This window comes from Methanoculleus sp. MH98A, assembly GCF_000691865.1.
In the GTDB taxonomy this organism is placed as follows: domain Archaea; phylum Halobacteriota; class Methanomicrobia; order Methanomicrobiales; family Methanoculleaceae; genus Methanoculleus.
Genome location: NZ_JMIO01000036.1, coordinates 1 through 20,440 on the forward strand (window position 1 = coordinate 1; position 20,440 = coordinate 20,440).

Sequence of the window (20,440 nt, forward strand, 5' to 3'; positions counted from 1 at the left end):
ACTAATGATGAAGAACTAGTTACTGTTGTGACATCGTTAAAGCCACAATATGCTGGAAGAGTTAACCGGGTGCTTCGCGATGCAAAGATTATTCCCCTGCCCAACAATTGATGCATAAGCATTGGTCCCTCTATTTTGTTAGACATTTATTTTCAATATCTGTCAATATCGCAGATCCAGCTTTAGGTGTACCTCTTTCTACTTTCCGTTGGGCAAGACGTAGAAATACTTCAACTGCCCCTGATGGAGATTCTTGCCCTTAGATATTCTGATCTTCACGATCCAATGCTCACTCGGTAGGGTTAGCGACATCGATACTCGGTTTCGCGGTTCCCAATCATAACCTCGTTGATCAGATGAGGACTGTCGCGCCGGCGCCCCGCCCGGTCCGAGTGTCTTTCGCGCCTCCTCCCCCGGGCGCGGGGCGGTGGAGCGGACGTTGCAGGGGTTGCTGAAACCCGGTTGCCTTTAAACCGGGTGGCCGCACTCCCGGTATCAGATTGTAACGTTTATCAGCATGTATCACTCCATCCTACTTGATAGAACAATGAGTTGTACTATTATCGTCGGCGGGTTCTTTGGTGACGAGGGAAAAGGAAAGATCGTGGCCCACATCGCTCACCAGGACAGACCATCCATCATCTCCCGGGGTGGCGTTGGCCCGAACGCAGGGCACACGGTTCGTATCGGAGAGAAGGAGTACGGGGTCAGGATGGTCCCCTCGGGTTTTGTCTACCCGGAAGCGACCCTCATGATTGGGAGCGGCGTGCTTGTCGATCCTCGTGTCTTTCTGCGGGAAGTCGACCTGGTCGGCGTCCGGGACAGGATCTTTGTTGATGGGCGGTGCGGGGTCATCGAAGAGGATCACATCGCGCGGGACAAGGGAAGCGACCACCTCAGCAAGAAGATCGGGAGCACCGGAACCGGGTGCGGCCCGGCAAACGCCGACCGTGTCCTCCGGACGTCGCGGCAGGCGAAAGACGTCCCGGAGCTCGCGGGGTTCGTCACCGACGTGGCCGAGGACGTCAACGGCGCCCTGGACCGGGACGAGGTGGTTCTTCTTGAGGGGACTCAGGGCTTCGGGATCTCGCTCTACTTCGGAACCTACCCGTTCGTGACGAGCAAGGATACCTCCGCCTCGCAGATCGCCGCCGACAACGGCGTCGGCCCGACCCGGATCGACGACGTCATCGTCGTCTTCAAGGCCTACCCGACCCGGGTCGGCGAGGGCCCCTTCTCCACCGAGATGTCGGCGGCGCGGTCGCACGAGCTCGGGATCGAGGAGTTCGGCACCGTCACCCATCGCCAGCGCCGCATCGGCACCTGGGATGGGAAGATGGCGCGGTACTCGGCGATGATCAACGGGTGCACCCAGGCCGCGATCACCGGCATCGACCGGGTCGATCCGGCCTGTTTCGGCGCGACGGAGTACGATCAGCTGACGAAAGCGGCACGGGACTTCATCGCGCAGGCCGAAAAAGACATCGGCAAACCCGTCACCCTGATCTCGACGGGTCCCGAGATGTCCCAGATCATCGATCTCAGGAGCGAAGTATGAGAAAAAACCTGATGGAGATACTCTGCTGTCCGGTCTGCAAGGGCGAACTTGAACTGACCGTGACCGAAGAGAGCGGTGAGGAGGTGCTGGAGGGGACTCTCCGGTGCGCGGCGTGCAGCGTCGACTACCCCATCAGCGAGGGCATCCCGAACCTCCTCCCCAAGACCGCCTGTGAGGACTGAGTGCGTCGATGACGGAGATCCATCTCAACCGCCGCGGGATTAACGCCATCGAGGTTCCGGCCGAGGTCGAAGTGATGCCGGGGAGCGACCTCGTTCTGCGGATCGTCAACCACGGGTCGCCGCTGCACATCACCCTCGCCTCCCCGAACTCCTCGGCCTTCACCGGCTTTTTCCACGAGAACCTCTACGTGAGCGGGTCCGAGGAGTTTGTCATCCCCATTCGGGAGAACGCCTACCCCGGCACCTTCAATATCGAGGTCATCGCCGGATACGGTGCTAAACGAGCGGAGTTCCGGGTCGTCGTCAGGGAGCGGGCGGCGCCGGAGCCCGAACCGGTCGAGGTTCCGGTAACGCCTGCCGTTCCGGCGACTTCGATGCGGTGGCGGTCGTCCGCCCCGCTCCTTCTCCTCGCCGCCGCCGCCCTGGTGCTCTACGGGCTGTGGCTGGTCTACCGGGTGGATCTCTTAAACGCCGCTGCGTTCGTGGCGCTCCTCCTCGGGGTCATCCTCGCATGGCTGCGGCAGCGGTCGTAGTCGCCGCGTCGCTGCTGGTGGACCGGCTGGTCGGCGACCCGCACTCACGCTACCATCCGGTGGCGCTCCTCGGCCGGTTCATCGGGTGGTGGGGAGTCCCGGACCGCTACCCGGTTCGTATCCAGCGATCGATCGGGGTCGCGGGGGCCGTTCTGACCGTGGCCCTCTTTGCCGCACCCTTCGCGCTCGTCGAGTTCGCGGCTCCCTGGTACCTCTATCTCCTCCTCGCGCCCTTCCTCCTCAAGGCCTGTCTTGCCTGGCGGGCGCTCGAGGAGCATGCCGCCGCCGTGGTCCAGGCGCTCGGTGACGGCGGGATCGATGCGGGCCGCCGCGAGGTCGGGATGATGGTGAGCCGGGATACGGCGCGCCTCGATCCCGAGCACGTCCTCTCGGCCGCCTACGAGTCGATGACGGAGAACCTGGTGGACAGCATCGTCTCCCCGCTCTTCTACTTCGGGCTCTTCGGGCTCGCCGGGGCCGCAGCCTTCCGGGCGGTCAATACTCTGGACGCCATGCTCGGTTACCGGGACGAGCGGGCCCGGATCGGGTGGTTCCCGGCCCGCATCGACGATATCGCAAACTTCATCCCGGCGCGGCTGACCGGCCTCCTCCTCCTCGCCTACTTCGCGGCGAAGGGCCGGTTCGCCCCGGCATGGGCGGCGCTGTGCCGGGATAGAAAGAAGCGGCCGGGGTTCAACGGCGGGATCCCGATGGCCGTCATCGCCGGCGGCGTCGGCGTCCGGCTTGAGAAGCCCGGTGCCTACACCATCGGGAACCCGGAGCGGACACTCGCGGAAGGGGGCGCCGGGATCGTCGGCGCGGTCCGGGCGGCGGCAATCATCTTTGCGATCCTGGAGTTCGCCGCACTATTTTTATTGTGGTCAATGAGCTATACATAAGAGTAATGAAACTCGAGGAACTGAGATTTGGCACCGAGCTGATCAAGCGCGGCTTTGCGTCGATGCAGAAGGGCGGCGTCATCATGGACGTCGTCAACGCAGAGCAGGCCGAGCTCGCCGAAGAGGCCGGTGCCGTCGCCGTCATGGCGCTTGAGAGAGTCCCTGCCGATATCAGGGCGGCCGGTGGCGTGGCCCGTATGGCCGACCCGCAGAAGATCGTCGAGATCATCGATGCTGTCTCCATCCCGGTGATGGGGAAGGCCCGGATCGGTCACTTCGTTGAGGCCCAGATACTGGAAGCCCTCGGCGTGGATATGGTCGACGAGAGCGAGGTGCTGACCCCGGCCGACGAGCAGTTCCATATCGATAAGGCCGGGTTTGGTGTCCCGTTCGTCTGCGGCGCCCGGAACCTCGGGGAGGCACTGCGCCGCATCAACGAGGGTGCGGCGATGATCCGGACGAAGGGCGAGGCCGGCACCGGCAACGTCGTGGAGGCTGTCCGCCACATGCGGGCGATCATGGGCGGGATCCGGGCGCTGAAAGGCCTCTCCAGCCAGGAGCTCGTCGACTGCGCCCGCGATATCGAGGCGCCCGTAGAACTCGTCATCGAGTGCGCACAGCGCGGCCGCCTCCCTGTGGTGAACTTCTCCGCGGGCGGGATCGCGACCCCCGCCGACGCGGCGCTGATGATGCAGCTCGGCGCCGACGGAGTCTTCGTCGGGTCGGGGATCTTCAAGTCCACGAATCCCGAGGCGACCGCCCGGGCGATCGTGGAGGCGGTCAACCACTACGACGACGCAAAAGTCATCGCCGAGGTGAGCAAGGGTCTTGGGGATGCGATGAAAGGCCTCGACGTCCATCTTCTCCGCGAAGACGAGGTGTTGCAGACCCGTGGGCGTTAAGGTCGGCGTTCTCGCGCTCCAGGGCGACGTCGCCGAGCATATCGCGGCGTTCCGCGAGGCTCTCGCCGACCGGTCGGGCTCATCGGTCGCGGCGGTCCGGCGCGCGGAAGACCTTGCAGGGCTCGACGCACTTGCGATACCGGGCGGCGAGTCCACCACCATCTCCCGGTTGATCGGAAAAAACGGGCTCTATGAGCCGCTCTCGGAGTTCGAAGGCGGGGTCTTTGCCACCTGCGCGGGGATGGTCCTCATCTCGGACCGGGTGGACGACCCCCGGGTCCGGCCCCTCTCCCGCATCCCGATGCACGTGGCGCGCAACGCCTTCGGGCGGCAGGTCGACTCCCGGGAAGCGATGCTCGAGGTTGCGGGGCTTGCCGAACCCTTCCGGGCAATCTTCATCCGGGCGCCGGTGGCGACGGACGTCGGCCCCGGCGTCGAGGTGCTCGCCCGCATCCCGGAGGGGATTGTTGCCGTCAGGAGCGGCCGGCACATGGCGTTCGCCTTCCACCCGGAACTTGGAGGGGATCTCCGCCTGCACCGGATGTTTCTTGAGGGGCTCGGGGTATAGGCCCCGATTCACTCTTTTTCCCGGTCTTTGGCGGCGCGTATCCGCCGCACCCATAGAGTGTCCCCGAGATCGGTGAGGCTGTAGATGATCCAGTTGCCCTGCGCCTCGCCGGTGATCAGTCCCGCCTTCTTCAGGACGGAGAGGTGGTAGGATAACTTCGAGTCCGCTATCCCGAGCACCGCCTTGATGACGCAGACGCAGAGCGGCTGGACGGCGAGCATCGCGAGGATCTTTAAGCGGAGGGGGTCGGCGAGTGCGCGAAAGAGGGCGCTCTCCCTTTCCAGGGCCTCGTCCCCCGGCAGCCGCTCCATCAGTCCCGCGATGCCGCCGCACCGGCAGAGCGCCTCCTCGATCCCTTCCGGGAGGGCCATCGATTCCTGCCTGCGCGTAGTGTTCTTTTCCAACCCGGACTCAGACCCCATGTTTCAAGCAATTATGAAATGGCAGCCGATATATAGACACCGATCCGCCGGGAAAGCCTGCGCTGCCCCACCAGCTAATTCCTCTTTTTCCACCCCCGGCCGGACCTATTTCAAACATTGCAGAAACCCTCACCATAATGTCGACATGCAGCCAACCTAAGGTTCAAACAAATTTAAAATACCCTCCGGATGCGATCGAATGACTGAAAAAGTAACCGAGAGCGTTGATATTGCCAGTGTATTGAAAAAGTACGCGCCGACAATCGTTCTGTTAGCAATCATCGTCGGCCTGACCGTATGGTCCTTTTCAACAGGCATGGCGGCAAAAGAAGGAGCGCCCGTTATCACGTTAACGGCGGCAGTCCTGCTCATTGTTGTCGGACTGGCCGCCGGAATGCTTGGCGGAATCATCGGGACCGGCGGCTGCAGTGTCATGTTGCCGATCCTCCATTTTTACCTGGGGTATCCGGTGCCCATCGCAATCGGTACCACGCTGTTCGCTGTCATCTTTACAGCGATATCCGGGGGATACGGCCATCTGATACGGAAAAACCTGGATGTAAAAACAACCGCATGGCTTGGCGGGTTTGGCATTATCGGGGTGGTTATCGGTTCGTATGCCTTCAACCTCCTCTCGGATCAGACGGCTCTTCTGGGACTGATACTGGGCATAGCGTTCATTCTGCCTGCGGTGCGCATGATCGTCGAAGGGGTTGCGCATCGAAAGAAAAGCCAGCCGGAAGGCAATGTCATCCCCGGTTCGGAAGGGAGAAAAGGGCTGCTCGGGTTGGTAGTCGGTGTTTTGACGGGGCTTGTCGGACTGGGCGGAGGATATGCTCTTGTTCCCGGTCTGATTTACCTGTTTAACGCGCCGGTGTATGTCACAATGGGAACGTCACTGGCAACGATGATCCCCCTGGCCGTCGTCGGCGGGGGCATCAAGCTCGCGGAGGGATACGTTGCAATCGGCGCTGCACTGATCCTGGCCGCCGGAACGATCGTGGGTGCACAGCTCGGTGCTGCCGTCATCAAGAAATTCCACCCGGCAACGTTGAAACTGATCTTCGGCGTCTACTTTTTGTACGTCTCGGTGAAGTTTATACTGGCGTATTTCGGGGTTGCAATATTTTAAGGAGGGGTGTCTGGCATCGGCGCTATTCCCCTTGCGACCACGGTTGGGGCGGGTAGGGGCCATTCCCGATTTGAATGCCTGCTTTGACCCATTCCATCCTGAACTGCCCGGCACGACAGCTCTTTTTTCAGGCGTCCGCAGGACTATTTCAAAAATTGGTGAAACCGTAACCTTTATGCCCGACCCCGCACACTCTAATTCAAATAAATTTGAATCGCTTGGCCCGACCCCGCACACCCATGATCGACCTGCTCATCGGCGCCCTCTCGTCAGGGCTTGCATCCGTGCTCGACTACCTCTCGGCGCACGTCCTCACCTGTCTGGTTCCGGCGTTCTTCATCGCCGGCGCCATAGCAGCATTCGTCAAGAAAGACGCGATCCTGAAGTACTTCAGCCCGGACACTCCAAAATACATCTCCTACGGGCTGGCATCGGTCTCGGGTACGGTCCTTGCCGTCTGCAGCTGCACCATCCTCCCGATATTCGCCGGTATCCTCAAGAAGGGGAGCGGCATCGGGCCGGCGACGACGTTCCTCTTTGCCGGACCGGCCATCAACATCCTCGCGATCATCTACACCGCCCGGGTGCTCGGGTTCGACCTCGGGATAGCCCGGGCGGTCTTTGCGGTCGTTCTCGCCATCGTCATCGGGCTTTTCATGGCGCTGATCTTCCGGTCGACGGATGTCGAGACGCTCAAGCAGAGGGCGATGGCGCCGAGCGTCGCCGGGGCGTGCGAGGAGGAGAAGCCGCGCTGGGTCACGCCGGCGTTCTTCGCCCTCCTCGTCGGGATATTGATCTTCGGGGCGTCGCAGCTCGAGTGGGCGCTCCGGCTCGGCATCGTCTACATCCTCACCCTCGCGATCGCCGTCCTGCTCATCTACTACTTCGATCGTGACGAGGTGACCGACTGGGGGCTGGAGACCTGGATCTCACGAAGAAGATCTTTCCGATCCTGATCGGGGGAACCTTCCTCGTCGGGATCATCGCCTTCTTCCTCCCGCCCGAGACCTTCCAGCCCTTCTTCGGGAACAACTCGCTCGGCGCGAACTTCTTCGCGGCCGTTGTCGGGATGATCCTCTACATGCCGACGCTGCTCGAGGTCCCGATCATCGGCACGACCTTCGGCTACTCGGCAGGCCTCATGGCCCCGGGACCGGCGCTCGCCCTCCTGCTCGCGGGCCCGACGATCAGCCTCCCCTCCGTCCTCGTCCTCTCCCGGATCGTCGGGGCGAAGAAGACGGCGGCCTACGTGGGGCTGGTGGTCGTCTTCGCGACCGTTGCCGGGTTCCTCTACGGGAACGGGATGTCACTACTCTAGGAGAGAGCCCATGGAGACAGAGAAGCGAGAGAAACCCTGTTGCGCCGCCGAAGCCCTGCGCCGCGTCCGCCGGATCGAGGTCGGCGGGGTCGTCGTCGGGCTCGCGATGCTCGACGATATCCTGGCCGATACGGTTGGCCGTAACCTCTCCGGCGAGACCGCCATCGGCGACGAACTCATCAAACAGGTAAGGATTTACAACTACGTCCCGAAGGAGGCCGAACCGCTCTACCGGGCGGCGCTCCTTTTAGAGTACCAGAACGAGGTGAAGAAACAATGAAGGTTGAAGTGCTCGGAACCGGCTGCGCCAAGTGCAAGCGGCTTGCAAAGAACGTTGAAGCGGCGATCAAAGACCTCGGTATCGAGGCCGAACTCGTCAAGGTCGACGACATCACCGAGATCATGGACCGCGGCGTGATGCTGACCCCCGCCCTCGCCGTCGACGGCGAACTCAGGGTCTCCGGCCGGGTGGCGGACGTCAAAGAGATCAAGGAGATCCTGCAGGGGTGAAACCCCTCTTCTCCTGCAAAGGAATCCGAGAGATGGTGCTGGTTGAAATCTTCGGGACCGGTTGCGCCAGGTGCAAGCGGGTGAACAGGAACGTCGAGATCGCGGTCGGAGAACTCAAGATCGATGCGGAGATCCGCACGATCGAGAGCCTTGATGCGATGATCGAGCGGGGCGTGATGCTGACGCCGGCGCTCTACGTCGACGGCGAGGCCAAGGTCGTCGGCCACGTCCCCTGCGTCGAGGATATCAAACAGATACTGCTTGGAGTGAAGTGAGATGACGGAACAGAACACACCCCGGTGTACCTGCGGGAACGGCATTGAGCCGGAAGGCGGACCGAAACGGATCATCTTCGCCTGCGCCGGCGCATCGAAGGCCGGACAGCTCACAAACGAGGCCGCTGTCCGGTTGACGAAGGAAGGATACGGGAAGATCGCCTGCACGGCGTCTCTCGCCGTCGGGACGCCCTCGATCAAGAAGAACGTCGAGGCAGCGGACGAGGTGATCGTCATCGACGGCTGCCCGGTCGCTGCGCCCGACCAGGAGATCGTGGTCACGGATCTCGGGATCGAAAAAGGCGGGAGCCTCGACCTCCCCGAAGAGGACGTGGAGACGGCCGTCTCCGCCGCCTGGGAGGGCAAAGGGAGAACGGAGGAGGAGAAGGGGCGCAGGCCGTCCGGTGGATGCGGCTGCGGCTGCGAAGGATCGACGGATACCCTCGTCGTCGAATGGCGGCATATCGGGAGCGATATCGAGCATACCTGCGAACGGTGCAGCGAGACCGGGAAGGCGATGAGAGAAACAGCCGATCGGATTCGCGCAGCCCTTGAAGATGCGGGCATCACGGTCAAATTCGTCGAGAACGTCCTTCCACACGATGCGATAGCAGACTCAAACACCATCCTCTTCAACGGCGTACCGCTCGAGGATCTCATCGAAGGCATGGAAGTTACCAGCACGCCCTGCGTCTCCTGCGCCTGTATCACCGGGCAGGATGACGTCGAATGCCGTGCGGTCGATTACGGCGGCGAGCGTTACGAGTCGATTCCGCCCGAACTGATCGCCCGGGCGGTGCTGAAGGCGCTTGGGCTGGAGTGATCGTGGCGGAGACGCGCTCTCCGCCTGCACACACAACGTCGAAGTTGTCCCCGAGGCAGGAATAGCGAACGGCTTGCAGCCCGGCCGATAAGATGCACCTTTAATACTCTCCCCCTCAAACATATCGTTCAGGACGGAACGCCGTGATCAAAGAGAACAGTGACGACCCGTCGGCAGGTGGGCCGAACATAATCGAGGTCGAGACCCTCACAAAGACCTTCGGCGCCATAACCGCCGTGGACGGCATCTCGTTCGAGGTTCGCCGGGGCGAGATCTTCGGGTTCCTCGGGCCGAACGGCGCCGGGAAGACCACGACCACGCGGATGCTCACCGGCGTCGTCCCGATTGACGGCGGAAGCGTGAGGATCTTCGGGCATGATATCCAGAAGGAGCCGGTCCTGGCGAAACAGCGGTTCGGCGTCGTGCCCGAGACCTCGAACGCCTATGTCGACCTTACCGCATGGCAGAACCTCATGCTGGTGGGGGACCTCTACGGGCTCGACCGCACCCGGGCAGAACGGCGCTCAAGCGACCTCCTCGAGACCCTCGGCCTCTCCGGGAGAAGTGACCAGAAAGTGAAGGGTTACTCGAAAGGCATGAAACAGCGGCTCATCCTCGCCATGGCGCTCCTCCACGAGCCCGAGCTCCTCTTCCTCGACGAGCCGACGAGCGGGCTTGACGTCCAGAGCACGCAGATGATTCTCGGCCTGCTGCGTGACCTCAACGCGGACGGAACCACCATCTTTCTCACCACCCATAACATGGAGGAGGCGAACCGGCTCTGCGACCGCATAGGCATCATCCGGAGCGGGAAGATCGTCGCGATCGACGCCCCCGAGAGGTTGAAGACCGCAATCGACCGCGAGCACCAGGTCGAGGTGAGCTTCGACCGGCCGGTGCCTGCAGAAGCCATTGCAGGGCTCGACGGCGTGGCCGGGGCAAGCCGGACGGGAGATGTGTGGCAGATCACCACAGGAAATCCGGACCTGACCATCAGGTCCCTGGTGGCCTTCAGCGGAGATCGCGGTGCGACGATCCTCACCCTAAACACCCTTGCCCCGTCGCTTGACAGGGCCTTCCTGCGGCTGACAGGGGAGGAGCAGCCGTGAACCCGGCGGCGTACGGAGAGCAGGTGCGGCGGGCCTGGGTGATCGCGAGGAAAGACATCCGCGTCTACTACCTCAAGGGTCCGGTGCTCATCTTCGGGATCTTCATGCCGGTCTTCCTCTTCCTCGCCTTCTTCCTGGGCGGCCGGCAGCTTCCTCTCGCGTTTCTCGTCTCCGGGCTTGTGGGGATGACCCTCTTCTTCACTTCGACCGCCGTTTCGCCGGCAATCTTCCCCTGGGAGGGTCAGGCAAGGACGCTCGAACGACTTGCAGCCTGCCCGGTCACCGTCGAGGCGATCGTCCTCGGGGACATGATTGCTTCCACCCTCTTCGGGATCGGGGTCACGGCAATCACCCTCCTCATCGGGCTTGCGCTCGGCCTTCCCCTCCTGCACGGCATCGTGCTTGGTTTTGGAATCCTCATTGCCGCATGCTGTTTCTCAGGCCTCGGCATGCTCCTTGCAGTCCCTCCCACGAACCTGCCCTCGAATATCATGATGCTCTCCACCCTCCTGAAGTTCCCGCTCGTCTTCATATCCGGCATCTTCGTCCCCCTGGAGCAGATGCGGCGTGGGGGCTCATGCTGGCGGCCTGCTCGCCGCTCACCTACTTCACGGACATCGTCCGCTACTCGTTTTCCGGCGCACACTATTTCCCGGTGGCGGTCGATATCGCGGTGCTTGCCGGGTTCACCCTGGTTTTCGCCGCCGCTGCGATGCGCCTGCACAGGCGGAGCATGCCGCGGAGGCTGTGATCGGTGCAGCGACAGGAAGATGTCGGGTCGGTGCCAATAGTGGAGGTGCACCATGAAGAAGGAACTCGTCATCGAATGGAAGCACACCGATAGAGTCGTCGAAAAGACCCCTGAAGAGTTCGAGGAGACCGGGATGACGCTTGCGGCGGTCCTCGCGGAGATCCGCATGCTCCTCGAGATGGAGGGGGTCGGCGTCCGGGTGGTCGAGACGGTCCTCCCCGACGATGCCGCCGCAGAGTCGGAGTGCCTCCTCTTCAACGGGATCCCGGTCGAGAAGCTCCTCGAAGGGGTCGAGGTGACCGCGACGGCCTGTGCCTGCGCATCATGTGAATCCTGCGAGACCTGCGGGGAGGAGGAGGCGGAGTGCCGGACGCTCCGCTACAACGGCGAGGAGTACGAGGCGATCCCGCCGGAACTGATCGGGCGGGCCGCCGCAAAAGCGCTCGAGATGGAGTGAGGCGGGGCGGGTTGCCGGTCCCCTTCTCATGTCGGGAGCCGCAGGTATCCTGAACGCCGGAGTGCGTGGCCCCGGTCCGTAGCGGGGTGGGGAAGACTTTTTCAATCCGGTTTCAATGTAATTTACTTAACATTAACATAAAGTTAAATGATTATTTTTAATAAGGGATGCGTCCCAACCACGGTACCGTAAGCCTCCGATACCTCCCCAGAGCGTACTGGAGAGAACTGAATGGACGTGGTAGTCATTACAGAACGTTGTTATCATCTGCTCATCCTCCTCGGCGTCTGCGGGGTGCTCTTCTGCGCCTTCGCCGCCTGCACGACCACGCAGGGGACGATCTCCCCTGCCGAGAACCGCACAATCACCGATATGGTGGGTCGGACCGTCGTCGTCCCGTCGGAGATCGAGAGCATCCTCTGCACATCGCCGCCGTCGACGATGCTCGTCTACATGATCGCGCCCGGCCGGCTCGCCGGCTGGAACTTCGCCCCGGTGAAGGAGTACACCCCCGGGCGGTACGCAGCGCTCCCGGTCGTCGGAGGCTGGTTCGGGAAAGAAACCGGCAACTACGAGACGTTCATCTCGATGCACCCCGACATCATCGTCGAGGGCTACACCACCGACGGCGGGGCGGCGCTTGCCTCGGTCGCCGAACGGCAGCGGAAGTTGGGCCCCATCCCGGTCGTCGCCGTCGAGGACAGCACCAACACCACCGGCTACTCAGAGCCCATCAGGTTCGTGGGTGAACTCCTCGGGGAAGAAGAGCGGGCCGAAGCGATGATCGCCTTCTACGAGGGCATCCTCGCCACGGTGACGGAGCGGGTGGCCTCGATCCCCGACGGTGAGCGGGTAGGGGTCTACTACGCCGAGGGGCCGAAAGGGCTCGCGACCGATCCCACGGGCTCGCAGCACGCCGAACTCATCGAACTCTGCGGCGGGAGAAACGTTGCAGACTGCGCGCTCACGCCCGGGATGGGGATGACCGAGGTCTCGATGGAGCAGGTTATCCGCTGGGACCCTGAAGTCATCCTGGCCGCGGAGCCGGACTTCTATGCCACGGTCAGGGCCGACCCGTTATGGCAGGATATCACCGCCGTGAAGACCGGGCGGGTCTACCTCATCCCGCGGACTGCGTTCTGCTGGTTCGACCGTCCGCCGGGCATCAACCGGATCATCGGGATCCCCTGGACCGCCAAAGTCCTGTATCCAGACCTCTTCACGGACATGGATCTTGAGGGCCTCGTCCGGGAGTATCACGACCTCTTCATCCACGTATCGCTCTCCGACGACCAGATCCACCGGATCCTGAATCCCTGAGGGTAACATGGGATACGTACCGGGCAAGTTCGACCGTGACGGGGCAGAGGATATGGATCGGATCGCAAAGACGATCTTCGCCCCGATCTATCCGGTGATCGCGCAGCAGATAATCGAACGGTGTGGGATCTCCCGCGGCCGGTGCCTTGATATCGGCAGCGGCCCCGGCTCGCTCGGGATCGCCCTTGCGCAGGCGAGCACGTTAGCGGTCACGCTCCTTGACTCCTCTCCGGATATGATTGCCGTCGCCCGGGAGAACGTCCGGGAGGCCGGGCTTTCGGGGCGCGTCACGCTTCTATTGGGCGACGTCCACGACATCCCGCTGCCCGCCCGATCCGTCGATCTCGCGGTCAGCCGCGGGTCGCTCTTCTTCTGGGAGAACCACCCTCGCGCATTCTCCGAGATCCACCGGGTTCTCGCGCCCGGCGGGATGGCCTGCGTCGGAGGCGGATTCGGGACCGCCGAACTCCGGGACGCCATCGCGGCCACGATGGAGAGAGCGAACCCGGGGTGGAGGAATTTCCGGGACAGGAACCTCGGCACGGATAACCGGGAACGGGTCGGCGGGATCCTCGCGGACCTCGGGTTTTGTCACCGGATCATCAGCGACGACTCAGGGTTCTGGGTCGTGATGGAGAAGGAGCGGTAGGCGTGTGGAGCTCTATCTGCGAAAAATGCTATCTCTTTCTGTCTGGCCTCACCTGAAACCGTTTGTTTCACCCTCTGCAAGTGGGGAGGCGATCATGGCACCATGGCGGTTCGCCGGGGTCGTTGCCTCCCTGCCCCGGCAGCCGCACGGGCTTATCGGGATGCAGACCGTCCGCCCGGCCTCCTCGATATAGTGAACGCAGATATCGACCCCGTAGGCTTCGCGGAGGTTCTCCTTCGTGATGACGTCTTCGGCCCGGCCCTGCGCAATCAGCCTGCCTTTCTCGAGGATGGCGACCGTGTGCGAGACCAGGAACGCGTGATCCGGGAAGTGGGTGCACATCAGGATGGCGATCCCGTCGGCGGCGAGCCGGTCGATCGTCGCCATCGTCTTTGTCTGGTTGCCGATATCGAGGTGCGACGTCGGCTCGTCGAGGATGAGCAGCGACGGCTCCTGGGCGAGGGCGCGGGCAATCATCACCATCTGCGACTCCCCGCCCGACATCTCGGAGATGCACTTCTCCCGGAGAGGGGTGATCCCGATCCGCGCAAACGCCGCCTCCGCCTTCTCGTAGTCCTCCTCTTTCGGGACCGCGAAGGTCGCGATATGCGGCGCTCGTCCCATGAGGACGAAGTCAAGTGCCGTGAACGGGAAGACGGCGCGGTGGGCCTGGGGAACGTAACCGACCTGCTGCGCGATCTCCTCGGTCCGCATATCGTCGACCCGGCGGCCGCCGATCTCCACCGTCCCGCCCTGGAGCCTGAGGATGTTTAAGATACACTTGATCAGGGTCGATTTTCCCGTCCCGTTCCTCCCGAGGAGGGAAAGGATCTCTCCTTGCCGGAGAGAGAGGGAGACGTCTTCGAACTGTTTTGTGATGCCGTCGTACGAGAACGAGGCGTTGTTGACGTTTAGAATCATGATATCCAGCCTACTTTTTTGCGTGTCAGGAGGTATGCGAAGAACGGCGCCCCGATGAGTGCCGTCAGGATGCCGAGAGGGATCTCGGCTGCGGTCAGGGTTCTTGCGATGTCGTCGACGACGAGAAGGAACGAAGCCCCGAGAACGGCCGATACGGGGATGAGCTTGCGGAAATCCGGGCCGACGAGCATCCTTCCTATGTGGGGGACGACGAGACCGACCCAGCCGATGATCCCGCTGATGCAGACCGCGGAGGCGGTGACGATCGTCGAGGCGATGACGAGCACTATGGTCATCCTCTTTGTGTCCACCCCGAGCGCCCGCGCCTCCTCTTCGCCGACCGCGAGGAGGTTGATCCGCCACCGGATGAGGAAGAGACAGATGCTCCCGAGAAGGATCGGTGGGGCAACCGCGGTGATGTCGGCGTTCGAGACCGCGGAGAGGCTTCCCATCAGCCAGAAGACGATTGCAGGCAGGGTGTCGTACGGGTCGGCGACGTATTTGGTGAGGGATATGAAGGCGGAGAAGAGCGACCCGACGATGATCCCCCCGAGGACGAGGACAAGGGTCGAGCTCTTGCCGACGGTGTGACCGATGCCGTAGGCGACGGCGACCGCGAGGATCCCGAAGAAGAAGGCGGAGATCTGGATGACCATGGGGTTGCCGGAGAGGAGGATCCCGACGGCCGCCCCGAACCCTGCGCCGGCGGAGACGCCGAGGATATCGGGCGAGACGAGGGGGTTTTTGAAGAGGCCCTGGAACGAGGCCCCGGCGATGGAGAGTCCTCCGCCGACGAGCATCGCCGCGATCACCCGGGGGAGCCTGATCCGGAAGACGACCGTCTGTTTCGATGCCTCCCAGGTCTGCTCGAAGGAGGGGAGGAGGACCTGGTGGCCGGAGACGGTTGAGAGCAGGGATGACGCACCGTCGAGGAACGCGTTTGCCGTTCCGACGGTGAGGATCCGGAAGGTCTCCACCGGGTCCATCACGTACCTCCCGAAAAAGAGAGAGAAGAAGAAGAGGATGATTGGGAGGAGGTAGATTGCCTTCCCTGCCGGGATCAGCCGGAGAACGGCTTCATGGGCCGGTGTGCCGTCCCGAAAGACCGATCGCCAAAAACCGATCGCAACATTCTTCCTGGGTTCCTGTCCGATCTCTATAATCGGTTCTTTCCTATGGGTCATCCGGTATACCGTCCATACCGGATATGTTTATTTGTTTTACTTAATATTATGGCAATGTAAATGGCATAACCTTTACAACAACAATAAAAAGGTTCGGCGGATCCCGCCGTGTTGCACAATTTCCCGGGGTTTCCCTCACGGATCTTCCTGCGGTAGTTTCACTCAGGCCACCGCCGCAACCAGCGTGTTGCAACAGTTCACCTGTGCCTGGTCTGAGATCACCGTGAGGGGCGGGCAGACAGGTTCGGGGATAGGAATATATCTCCAGCTAATATGTAAATATATTTTATTTGATTTTACTGAAAAGTAAATGATTATAGATAAATATGCGCGACGTCGCACTATTGTACGGTGTAGTCGGTATGAAGAAAGATACTCGCCATCTGGTTCTCGCCATCGTGGCCGTCTGTGCCGTCCTGACTCTTGCTTTCGTCCTTGCAGCGCCCGGGACTGCCGGTGAAGAATCTGCTGCAACGGTCCGGACGATCACGGATATGGACAACAGGACAGTGACCATCCCGTCCGAGGTCAGGACCGTGGTCATCACCTGTTGCGGCGGCGCGGCGCAGGAACTGGCGGCCCTGGGAGTCGGCGACCGGGTCGTCGCCCAGCCGCAGCAATGCACTACGGAGCGCCTGTATGTTGTCGTCCCCGGGTACCGTACCACACCCGACGTCGGTTCCTTCGACAACGCCAACGTGGAGGAGATCCTGAAACTCAACCCCGACATCGTTATCGGGAGTTATTATGCAGAGACTGGCAACGCCCGCATTGAAGCGGCCGGGATTCCGGTCGTGCGGGTGCTCACGGGGCGTGCCGGAGTCGAGGAACTGAAACAGGAGTTCCGCATGCTGGGTCAGGTCTTCGGGCGCGAAGAGCGTGCCGAACGGCTGGTTGCGTACTGGAATGAAACCCTCGCGCGGATCGAGACGAAACTCGCCGATATCCCCGAGGGCGAGCGGAAACGGGTCTATTATATGAGCAGCACGCCTCTCAAGACAGAAGGACACGGTGCGTGGGGTAACGATATGATCCGCGCGGCAGGGGGGATCAACGTCGCCGGAGGGATCGACCAGAAGGTTATCCGTGGGGGCTATGAGATCTCTGCCGAAGAGCTCGTCCGGTGGGACCCCGAGGTTATCTACGTTGCGTCGAACATGAAGGACTACTCGAGCCCGGCCGGTGCGTTTGTAGCCAACCCCCAGTTTGCGCCCATCACGGCGGTCCGGGATGGGGCGGTGTATCCGTGTCCCGTAGGAACCTTCTGGTGGGATCGCCCCGCACCGGAGAGCCCGCTAGGGATCCTCTGGCTTGCACAGAAACTCTACCCGGATCGGTTTGCCGATATCGACCTGGCAGCCGAGACAAAGGAGTTCTTCCACGAGTTCTATGACTACGACCTCACGGACGAAGAGGTGGAGAGCATTCTCCACCCGACACCAATTTGAACGGATGTGATTATATCATGACAGAACATGCAGTCCAGCTCCGGCAGGTTATGCCGGCGGCAGAAAGTGTTGAACACCTTGATGCAGCCCTGTCCGGGTACCGGTCGTACCGGGTCCTCTCTGCAGCGCTTGAGCTCGGGTTCTTTGACTGGCTCTCGGAGCGTGGCCCGACCGCAAGAAATGATGTCCCCGCACTCGGCATAAACGGGATGTTTACCCGGGGTTTCCTGACGGCGCTCGCCGACATGGGGTATATCACGTTTGAAGAGAACGTGTGTGCAAACACCCCAATCGCCGAAGAACTCCTGGTCAGCACCAGCCCCACCTACCAGGGCGACCTGATCCTCGCCGCCGGTAAGGAGAATTCATCGTGGTCTGACCTGACCGCTACGCTCAGGAACGGTATGGAGACGCAAAAGACCGGTCCTCGGCCGACGCACGACCACCTCAGGGCGGTCGCCCAGCGATGCATCAGGGGAGAGCTGCAGCACGTCGTCGGCCTGATCGGCCAGCACTCCGGGTTCAGGAACGCCCGGTGCATGCTCGACATCGGCGGGGGGCACGGTCTCTACGCTATCGCCTTCTGCCAGGAGAATCCAAACCTCCAGGCGTGCGTCTTCGATCTGCCGCACGTGGTACCGCTGACCCGGGAGTACATCGGCGAATACGGTATGGACGGGCGGGTCTCCGCCCGGGGAGGAGACCTCCTCACCGACGATCCGGGCAGGGGTTACGACCTCGTCATCGTTTCGCACCTCCTCTACAAGTTCCGGGACCGGTTGACGGATGTCCTCGGCAGGATCACGGAATCCCTTGCCCCTGGTGGCCTTCTTGTCCTCAACCATCTCTACTGTGCACCGGGTTGCACTGTATCACCGGGAAGCGGGATTGCAGAACTCGACCGCGCGCTCATGAGTGCCGGGCATCCGCTCTGCCACCCTGAGGAGCTCGAGGCCGTGCTCAAACGCCTGGGATATACCGGTATCACCCGTTCTCCCCACGAGACCGGAATGGGTTATGGTGTCCTCTTCTGTGCGACGAAAGGTGACGGCGATGCCGGGCATCGCCGGGATGGCTCCTCGTCTTCCGGGTGCAGCTGCGGGCCGGATGGGTGTGGGTACTGATGGGCGACAGCACAGTCCTCGACGAGACCATCCGGATCCTCAAGGAGCGCCTCGGGGAAAGGATGGATGACGTGAGGGTCGATCGCGCGGTTGTGGGAGTCTTTTTCACGGGAGTCAAACTCAGCACGGGCCACGGGGGTATCTGCGCCACGCCCATAAAGTCGATCCCGGAAGCCGTCTGCTGCCCGAGTTCGGCAAAGGCACTGCCGCACTCGGGGAGGCTCCGGGAGCGGAAAATCGAAGCCTACCTGGCTGACGCTCTTGGAGACCGGCCGATGCGCAAGGCGCTCGGGATCGCGGCCGTCAGCGCATTATCGGCGCTCTGTGACGATGTATGCGCCAGGCCGGATCACCCCGTCGTACGCGGCGTCGATGCGGTCGATCTCCTCACGATACAGGAGAGTGGGAATGTCGTGGTCGTCGGGGCGCTGACCCCGTATCTGCGCGCCCTCAAGCAGGCCGGCCAACCGTTTCGTGTCCTCGAGATGGATCCCCGTACGCTCAAGCCCGACGAGCTGCCGTTCTACGCACCGGTCGAGGAGACGGATATGGTCGTTCCCTGGGCCGACACCCTGGTCATCACCGGCACCACGCTGATCAACGGGACGCTCGACCACCTGCTCGAACTCGCCCGGCCGGAAGCCACGGTGGTCGTGCTCGGCCCTTCGGTGAGCATCCTCCCCGACGCTCTCTTCTCGCGCGGCGTGGAGATCGTCGGTGGAAACCAGGTGACCGACCCCGACCGCCTGCTGGATATCCTTGCCGAGGGCGGTTCCGGCTACCACTTTTTCGGGAAGGGGGCCGACCGGATCGCCGTCCGGCGGTCCCAGGAACCGTGAACGCACGAATGACACAGGATAATAATGTGAAATGCTGGATCGACTGCTGGAAAGCATCGGCACAGCACAGCAAGATAGTCAGTGACGACCTCCAGGCGACCCAATGGGACGAGCGGGCTGACCGCTTTGTACAGAACATGGATGAGGAAAGGCACCGGAAACGAGTTGGCGATGTTTTTGCAATTCTGGAGGAGGCCGGTTTCTCACCCGAGGGCGCACGCGTCCTCGACATCGGGTGCGGACCGGGCACCCTCTCCCTCCCCCTTGCCCGGGCCGGGGCGGACGTCACGGCCCTCGACATCTCGACGAGGATGCTCGACCACCTCAGGGAAACCGCGCAAAATGAAGGCTTGCGTGTTAACGCGGTCGAATGTTCCTGGTGGTCGGCCGATATCGACAGACTTGGGTTCCGGGAGAAGTTCGATCTCGTGATCGCGTCGATGACGCCGGGAATCAGGGACGTCGAGACCTTCGACCGGATGATGGCGTGTTCAAGGCAGTTCTGCTATTACAGCCGCTTCGTCGGGAGGGTGGGCACAGACGGGGCTCGCCGGGAGATTTTCAGGAAAATCCTGGGTGAGGAACCCGACAACCCCGGGCCGGATATGCTGTATCCGTTTATGTACCTCTACGTTCTTGGTTACCGGCCGCTTGTGAGACTCAGTCATGTTTCAAGGACCCAGGAGCGGGACTGGGCCGAAGCAGCGGAAGAGACGATCAACGATCTGAGATGCACCCGCGATGTTTCCAGCGATGTCGAGGAAAAGATCAGGGAGTATTACAAAAATGCGTCGCCAGACGGCAAATATCGTTCCGAAACAGAGAGTTGCAGCGGCATGATGGTCTGGTCTGTCACGGCCGGAGATGGGGTATAAGCGGGCTGAAACGATCGATGCTCTTCAGTTCGGCATGGGCGGGGAAATTAACGGAGAACTCCTCGCATCCCCTCTCCCCCATCCTGTCGCCGAACTTCGGGGGTTTACCGGAGTATAACCCATCAGAGATCTCCCAACCGGGTTCCGTACCAGGGGGTGCCCCGGCGAACTCACCGACCTCGCAACACGGGACAATTAACAATAAAATGTTAACATGTCTATTTTGTAAATAGAAAATATTAAACTCCCGGCGTTAAAGACGTTACATCACACCTGTGAGGCGATATGCCGGAACGCCTGAAGGGCTACCCGTACGGGACCTGCGTATGAGGCCTGCAGGGGGTGTTAATGATGAAAGAGACGAGTACAGTCCTGAAAGCGTTCATAACCCTATCATTTATAGCACTTCTGGCGTTCACCTGCGGCTGCACCGGGCAGGGACAGGCGACCGACAGCGGGACAACAGTGGTCACGGACATGGCGGGTCGGGAGGTCGTCGTCCCGAAGAATATCGATAGTATCGTGACGATCGGTTCCGTGCCGGTGCAGAACAGTTTCATGTTCATTATGGGGAAGGGGGATAAGATCGCTAATAACCTGCCCGACTCATTTATCAAACAAGGCAAGTGGAAGTACCAGTA

Annotated in this window: 23 protein-coding genes and 2 pseudogenes; 22 read left to right on the forward strand and 3 right to left on the reverse strand. The window is 61.8% G+C overall.

What is annotated here, in order from left to right; translation table 11 throughout:
* Nucleotides 1-547: 547 nt before the first annotated feature.
* Genes EI28_RS06200 through pdxT form a run of 6 tightly spaced genes read left to right on the forward strand, consistent with a single transcriptional unit; the run spans nucleotide 548 to nucleotide 4,642 of the window.
* The gene (locus EI28_RS06200) at nucleotides 548-1,558 is read left to right on the forward strand and encodes an adenylosuccinate synthetase (protein ID WP_197018468.1); all 1,011 of its coding nucleotides are present in this window, start codon (nucleotides 548-550) and stop codon (nucleotides 1,556-1,558) included.
* Nucleotides 1,555-1,740, forward strand: a complete 186-nt coding sequence (locus EI28_RS06205) for a methytransferase partner Trm112 (protein WP_048113569.1) — start codon at nucleotides 1,555-1,557, stop codon at nucleotides 1,738-1,740. Before EI28_RS06200 ends, EI28_RS06205 begins: the two co-directional genes overlap by 4 nt.
* An 8-nt stretch (nucleotides 1,741-1,748) precedes the next feature.
* On the forward strand, nucleotides 1,749-2,273 hold the full coding sequence (locus EI28_RS06210) for a hypothetical protein (RefSeq protein WP_048113571.1): 525 nt from the start codon (nucleotides 1,749-1,751) through the stop codon (nucleotides 2,271-2,273).
* Nucleotides 2,252-3,172, forward strand: coding sequence for an adenosylcobinamide-phosphate synthase CbiB (cbiB, locus tag EI28_RS06215; RefSeq protein WP_048113573.1), 921 nt, complete (start codon nucleotides 2,252-2,254; stop codon nucleotides 3,170-3,172). Before EI28_RS06210 ends, cbiB begins: the two co-directional genes overlap by 22 nt.
* A 5-nt stretch (nucleotides 3,173-3,177) precedes the next feature.
* The gene (gene pdxS / locus EI28_RS06220) at nucleotides 3,178-4,074 is read left to right on the forward strand and encodes a pyridoxal 5'-phosphate synthase lyase subunit PdxS (protein ID WP_048113575.1); all 897 of its coding nucleotides are present in this window, start codon (nucleotides 3,178-3,180) and stop codon (nucleotides 4,072-4,074) included.
* Nucleotides 4,064-4,642, forward strand: a complete 579-nt coding sequence (gene pdxT, locus EI28_RS06225) for a pyridoxal 5'-phosphate synthase glutaminase subunit PdxT (protein WP_048113577.1) — start codon at nucleotides 4,064-4,066, stop codon at nucleotides 4,640-4,642. The genes pdxS and pdxT overlap by 11 nt, the downstream gene beginning before the upstream one ends.
* 8 nt (nucleotides 4,643-4,650) lie before the next feature.
* On the opposite strand, the gene EI28_RS06230 is transcribed toward pdxT, so the two are convergent.
* Nucleotides 4,651-5,013 (reverse strand): helix-turn-helix transcriptional regulator, encoded by a 363-nt coding sequence (locus EI28_RS06230; protein WP_048113580.1) that lies wholly within the window; start codon nucleotides 5,011-5,013, stop codon nucleotides 4,651-4,653.
* A gap of 250 nt (nucleotides 5,014-5,263) precedes the next feature.
* Here EI28_RS06230 and EI28_RS06235 point away from each other — a divergent pair, with 250 nt between their 5' ends.
* The 11 genes and pseudogenes from EI28_RS06235 to EI28_RS06285 all read left to right on the forward strand — a co-directional run bounded on the left by EI28_RS06235 (nucleotide 5,264) and on the right by EI28_RS06285 (nucleotide 13,408).
* Nucleotides 5,264-6,196: a sulfite exporter TauE/SafE family protein gene (locus EI28_RS06235; RefSeq protein WP_048113582.1), complete on the forward strand. Its 933-nt coding sequence runs from the start codon at nucleotides 5,264-5,266 to the stop codon at nucleotides 6,194-6,196.
* Nucleotides 6,197-6,435: 239 nt separating this feature from the next.
* A pseudogene (locus EI28_RS06240) lies at nucleotides 6,436-7,514 on the forward strand (permease).
* Nucleotides 7,515-7,524: 10 nt separating this feature from the next.
* Entirely contained in the window at nucleotides 7,525-7,794 is a 270-nt protein-coding gene (locus tag EI28_RS06245; RefSeq protein ID WP_048113584.1) for a hypothetical protein, read from the forward strand.
* Nucleotides 7,791-8,024, forward strand: a complete 234-nt coding sequence (locus EI28_RS06250) for a thioredoxin family protein (protein ID WP_048113586.1) — start codon at nucleotides 7,791-7,793, stop codon at nucleotides 8,022-8,024. The genes EI28_RS06245 and EI28_RS06250 overlap by 4 nt, the downstream gene beginning before the upstream one ends.
* 32 nt (nucleotides 8,025-8,056) lie before the next feature.
* Nucleotides 8,057-8,299: a thioredoxin family protein gene (locus EI28_RS06255; protein WP_048113602.1), complete on the forward strand. Its 243-nt coding sequence runs from the start codon at nucleotides 8,057-8,059 to the stop codon at nucleotides 8,297-8,299.
* Between the two features lies 1 nt (nucleotide 8,300).
* Nucleotides 8,301-9,122, forward strand: coding sequence for a DUF2703 domain-containing protein (locus tag EI28_RS06260; RefSeq protein WP_048113587.1), 822 nt, complete (start codon nucleotides 8,301-8,303; stop codon nucleotides 9,120-9,122).
* A gap of 143 nt (nucleotides 9,123-9,265) precedes the next feature.
* Nucleotides 9,266-10,231 (forward strand): ABC transporter ATP-binding protein, encoded by a 966-nt coding sequence (locus tag EI28_RS06265; protein WP_048113588.1) that lies wholly within the window; start codon nucleotides 9,266-9,268, stop codon nucleotides 10,229-10,231.
* The gene (locus tag EI28_RS06270; RefSeq protein WP_231476622.1) at nucleotides 10,228-11,022 is read left to right on the forward strand and encodes an ABC transporter permease; all 795 of its coding nucleotides are present in this window, start codon (nucleotides 10,228-10,230) and stop codon (nucleotides 11,020-11,022) included. The genes EI28_RS06265 and EI28_RS06270 overlap by 4 nt, the downstream gene beginning before the upstream one ends.
* Nucleotides 11,023-11,034: 12 nt before the next feature.
* Nucleotides 11,035-11,439, forward strand: coding sequence for a DUF2703 domain-containing protein (locus tag EI28_RS06275; RefSeq protein ID WP_048113589.1), 405 nt, complete (start codon nucleotides 11,035-11,037; stop codon nucleotides 11,437-11,439).
* Between the two features lie 231 nt (nucleotides 11,440-11,670).
* Nucleotides 11,671-12,759, forward strand: a complete 1,089-nt coding sequence (locus EI28_RS06280) for an iron ABC transporter substrate-binding protein (protein ID WP_048113591.1) — start codon at nucleotides 11,671-11,673, stop codon at nucleotides 12,757-12,759.
* A gap of 7 nt (nucleotides 12,760-12,766) precedes the next feature.
* Entirely contained in the window at nucleotides 12,767-13,408 is a 642-nt protein-coding gene (locus EI28_RS06285) for a class I SAM-dependent methyltransferase (protein ID WP_048113593.1), read from the forward strand.
* Between the two features lie 48 nt (nucleotides 13,409-13,456).
* On the opposite strand, the gene EI28_RS06290 is transcribed toward EI28_RS06285, so the two are convergent.
* Entirely contained in the window at nucleotides 13,457-14,329 is an 873-nt protein-coding gene (locus EI28_RS06290) for an ABC transporter ATP-binding protein (RefSeq protein WP_048113595.1), read from the reverse strand.
* Nucleotides 14,326-15,513 carry an iron ABC transporter permease gene (locus EI28_RS06295; RefSeq protein ID WP_082223099.1) on the reverse strand — a complete coding sequence of 396 codons (1,188 nt, stop codon included), beginning with the start codon at nucleotides 15,511-15,513 and terminating at the stop codon, nucleotides 14,326-14,328. The genes EI28_RS06290 and EI28_RS06295 overlap by 4 nt, the downstream gene beginning before the upstream one ends.
* Nucleotides 15,514-15,875: 362 nt before the next feature.
* Between EI28_RS06295 and EI28_RS06300 the strand changes: the two genes are divergently transcribed.
* From EI28_RS06300 to EI28_RS06320, 5 genes and pseudogenes are all read left to right on the forward strand, one after another.
* Nucleotides 15,876-16,961, forward strand: coding sequence for an ABC transporter substrate-binding protein (locus tag EI28_RS06300; protein ID WP_048113597.1), 1,086 nt, complete (start codon nucleotides 15,876-15,878; stop codon nucleotides 16,959-16,961).
* A 17-nt stretch (nucleotides 16,962-16,978) separates the two neighbouring features.
* Nucleotides 16,979-18,085 carry a methyltransferase gene (locus EI28_RS06305; RefSeq protein WP_048113598.1) on the forward strand — a complete coding sequence of 369 codons (1,107 nt, stop codon included), beginning with the start codon at nucleotides 16,979-16,981 and terminating at the stop codon, nucleotides 18,083-18,085.
* Nucleotides 18,085-18,924 (forward strand): DUF364 domain-containing protein, encoded by an 840-nt coding sequence (locus tag EI28_RS06310; protein WP_048113600.1) that lies wholly within the window; start codon nucleotides 18,085-18,087, stop codon nucleotides 18,922-18,924. Before EI28_RS06305 ends, EI28_RS06310 begins: the two co-directional genes overlap by 1 nt.
* Nucleotides 18,925-18,932: 8 nt before the next feature.
* The gene (locus tag EI28_RS06315; protein ID WP_011842888.1) at nucleotides 18,933-19,799 is read left to right on the forward strand and encodes a class I SAM-dependent methyltransferase; all 867 of its coding nucleotides are present in this window, start codon (nucleotides 18,933-18,935) and stop codon (nucleotides 19,797-19,799) included.
* Nucleotides 19,800-20,147: 348 nt separating this feature from the next.
* Nucleotides 20,148-20,440: pseudogene (locus tag EI28_RS06320) on the forward strand (ABC transporter substrate-binding protein); the annotation flags it as partial.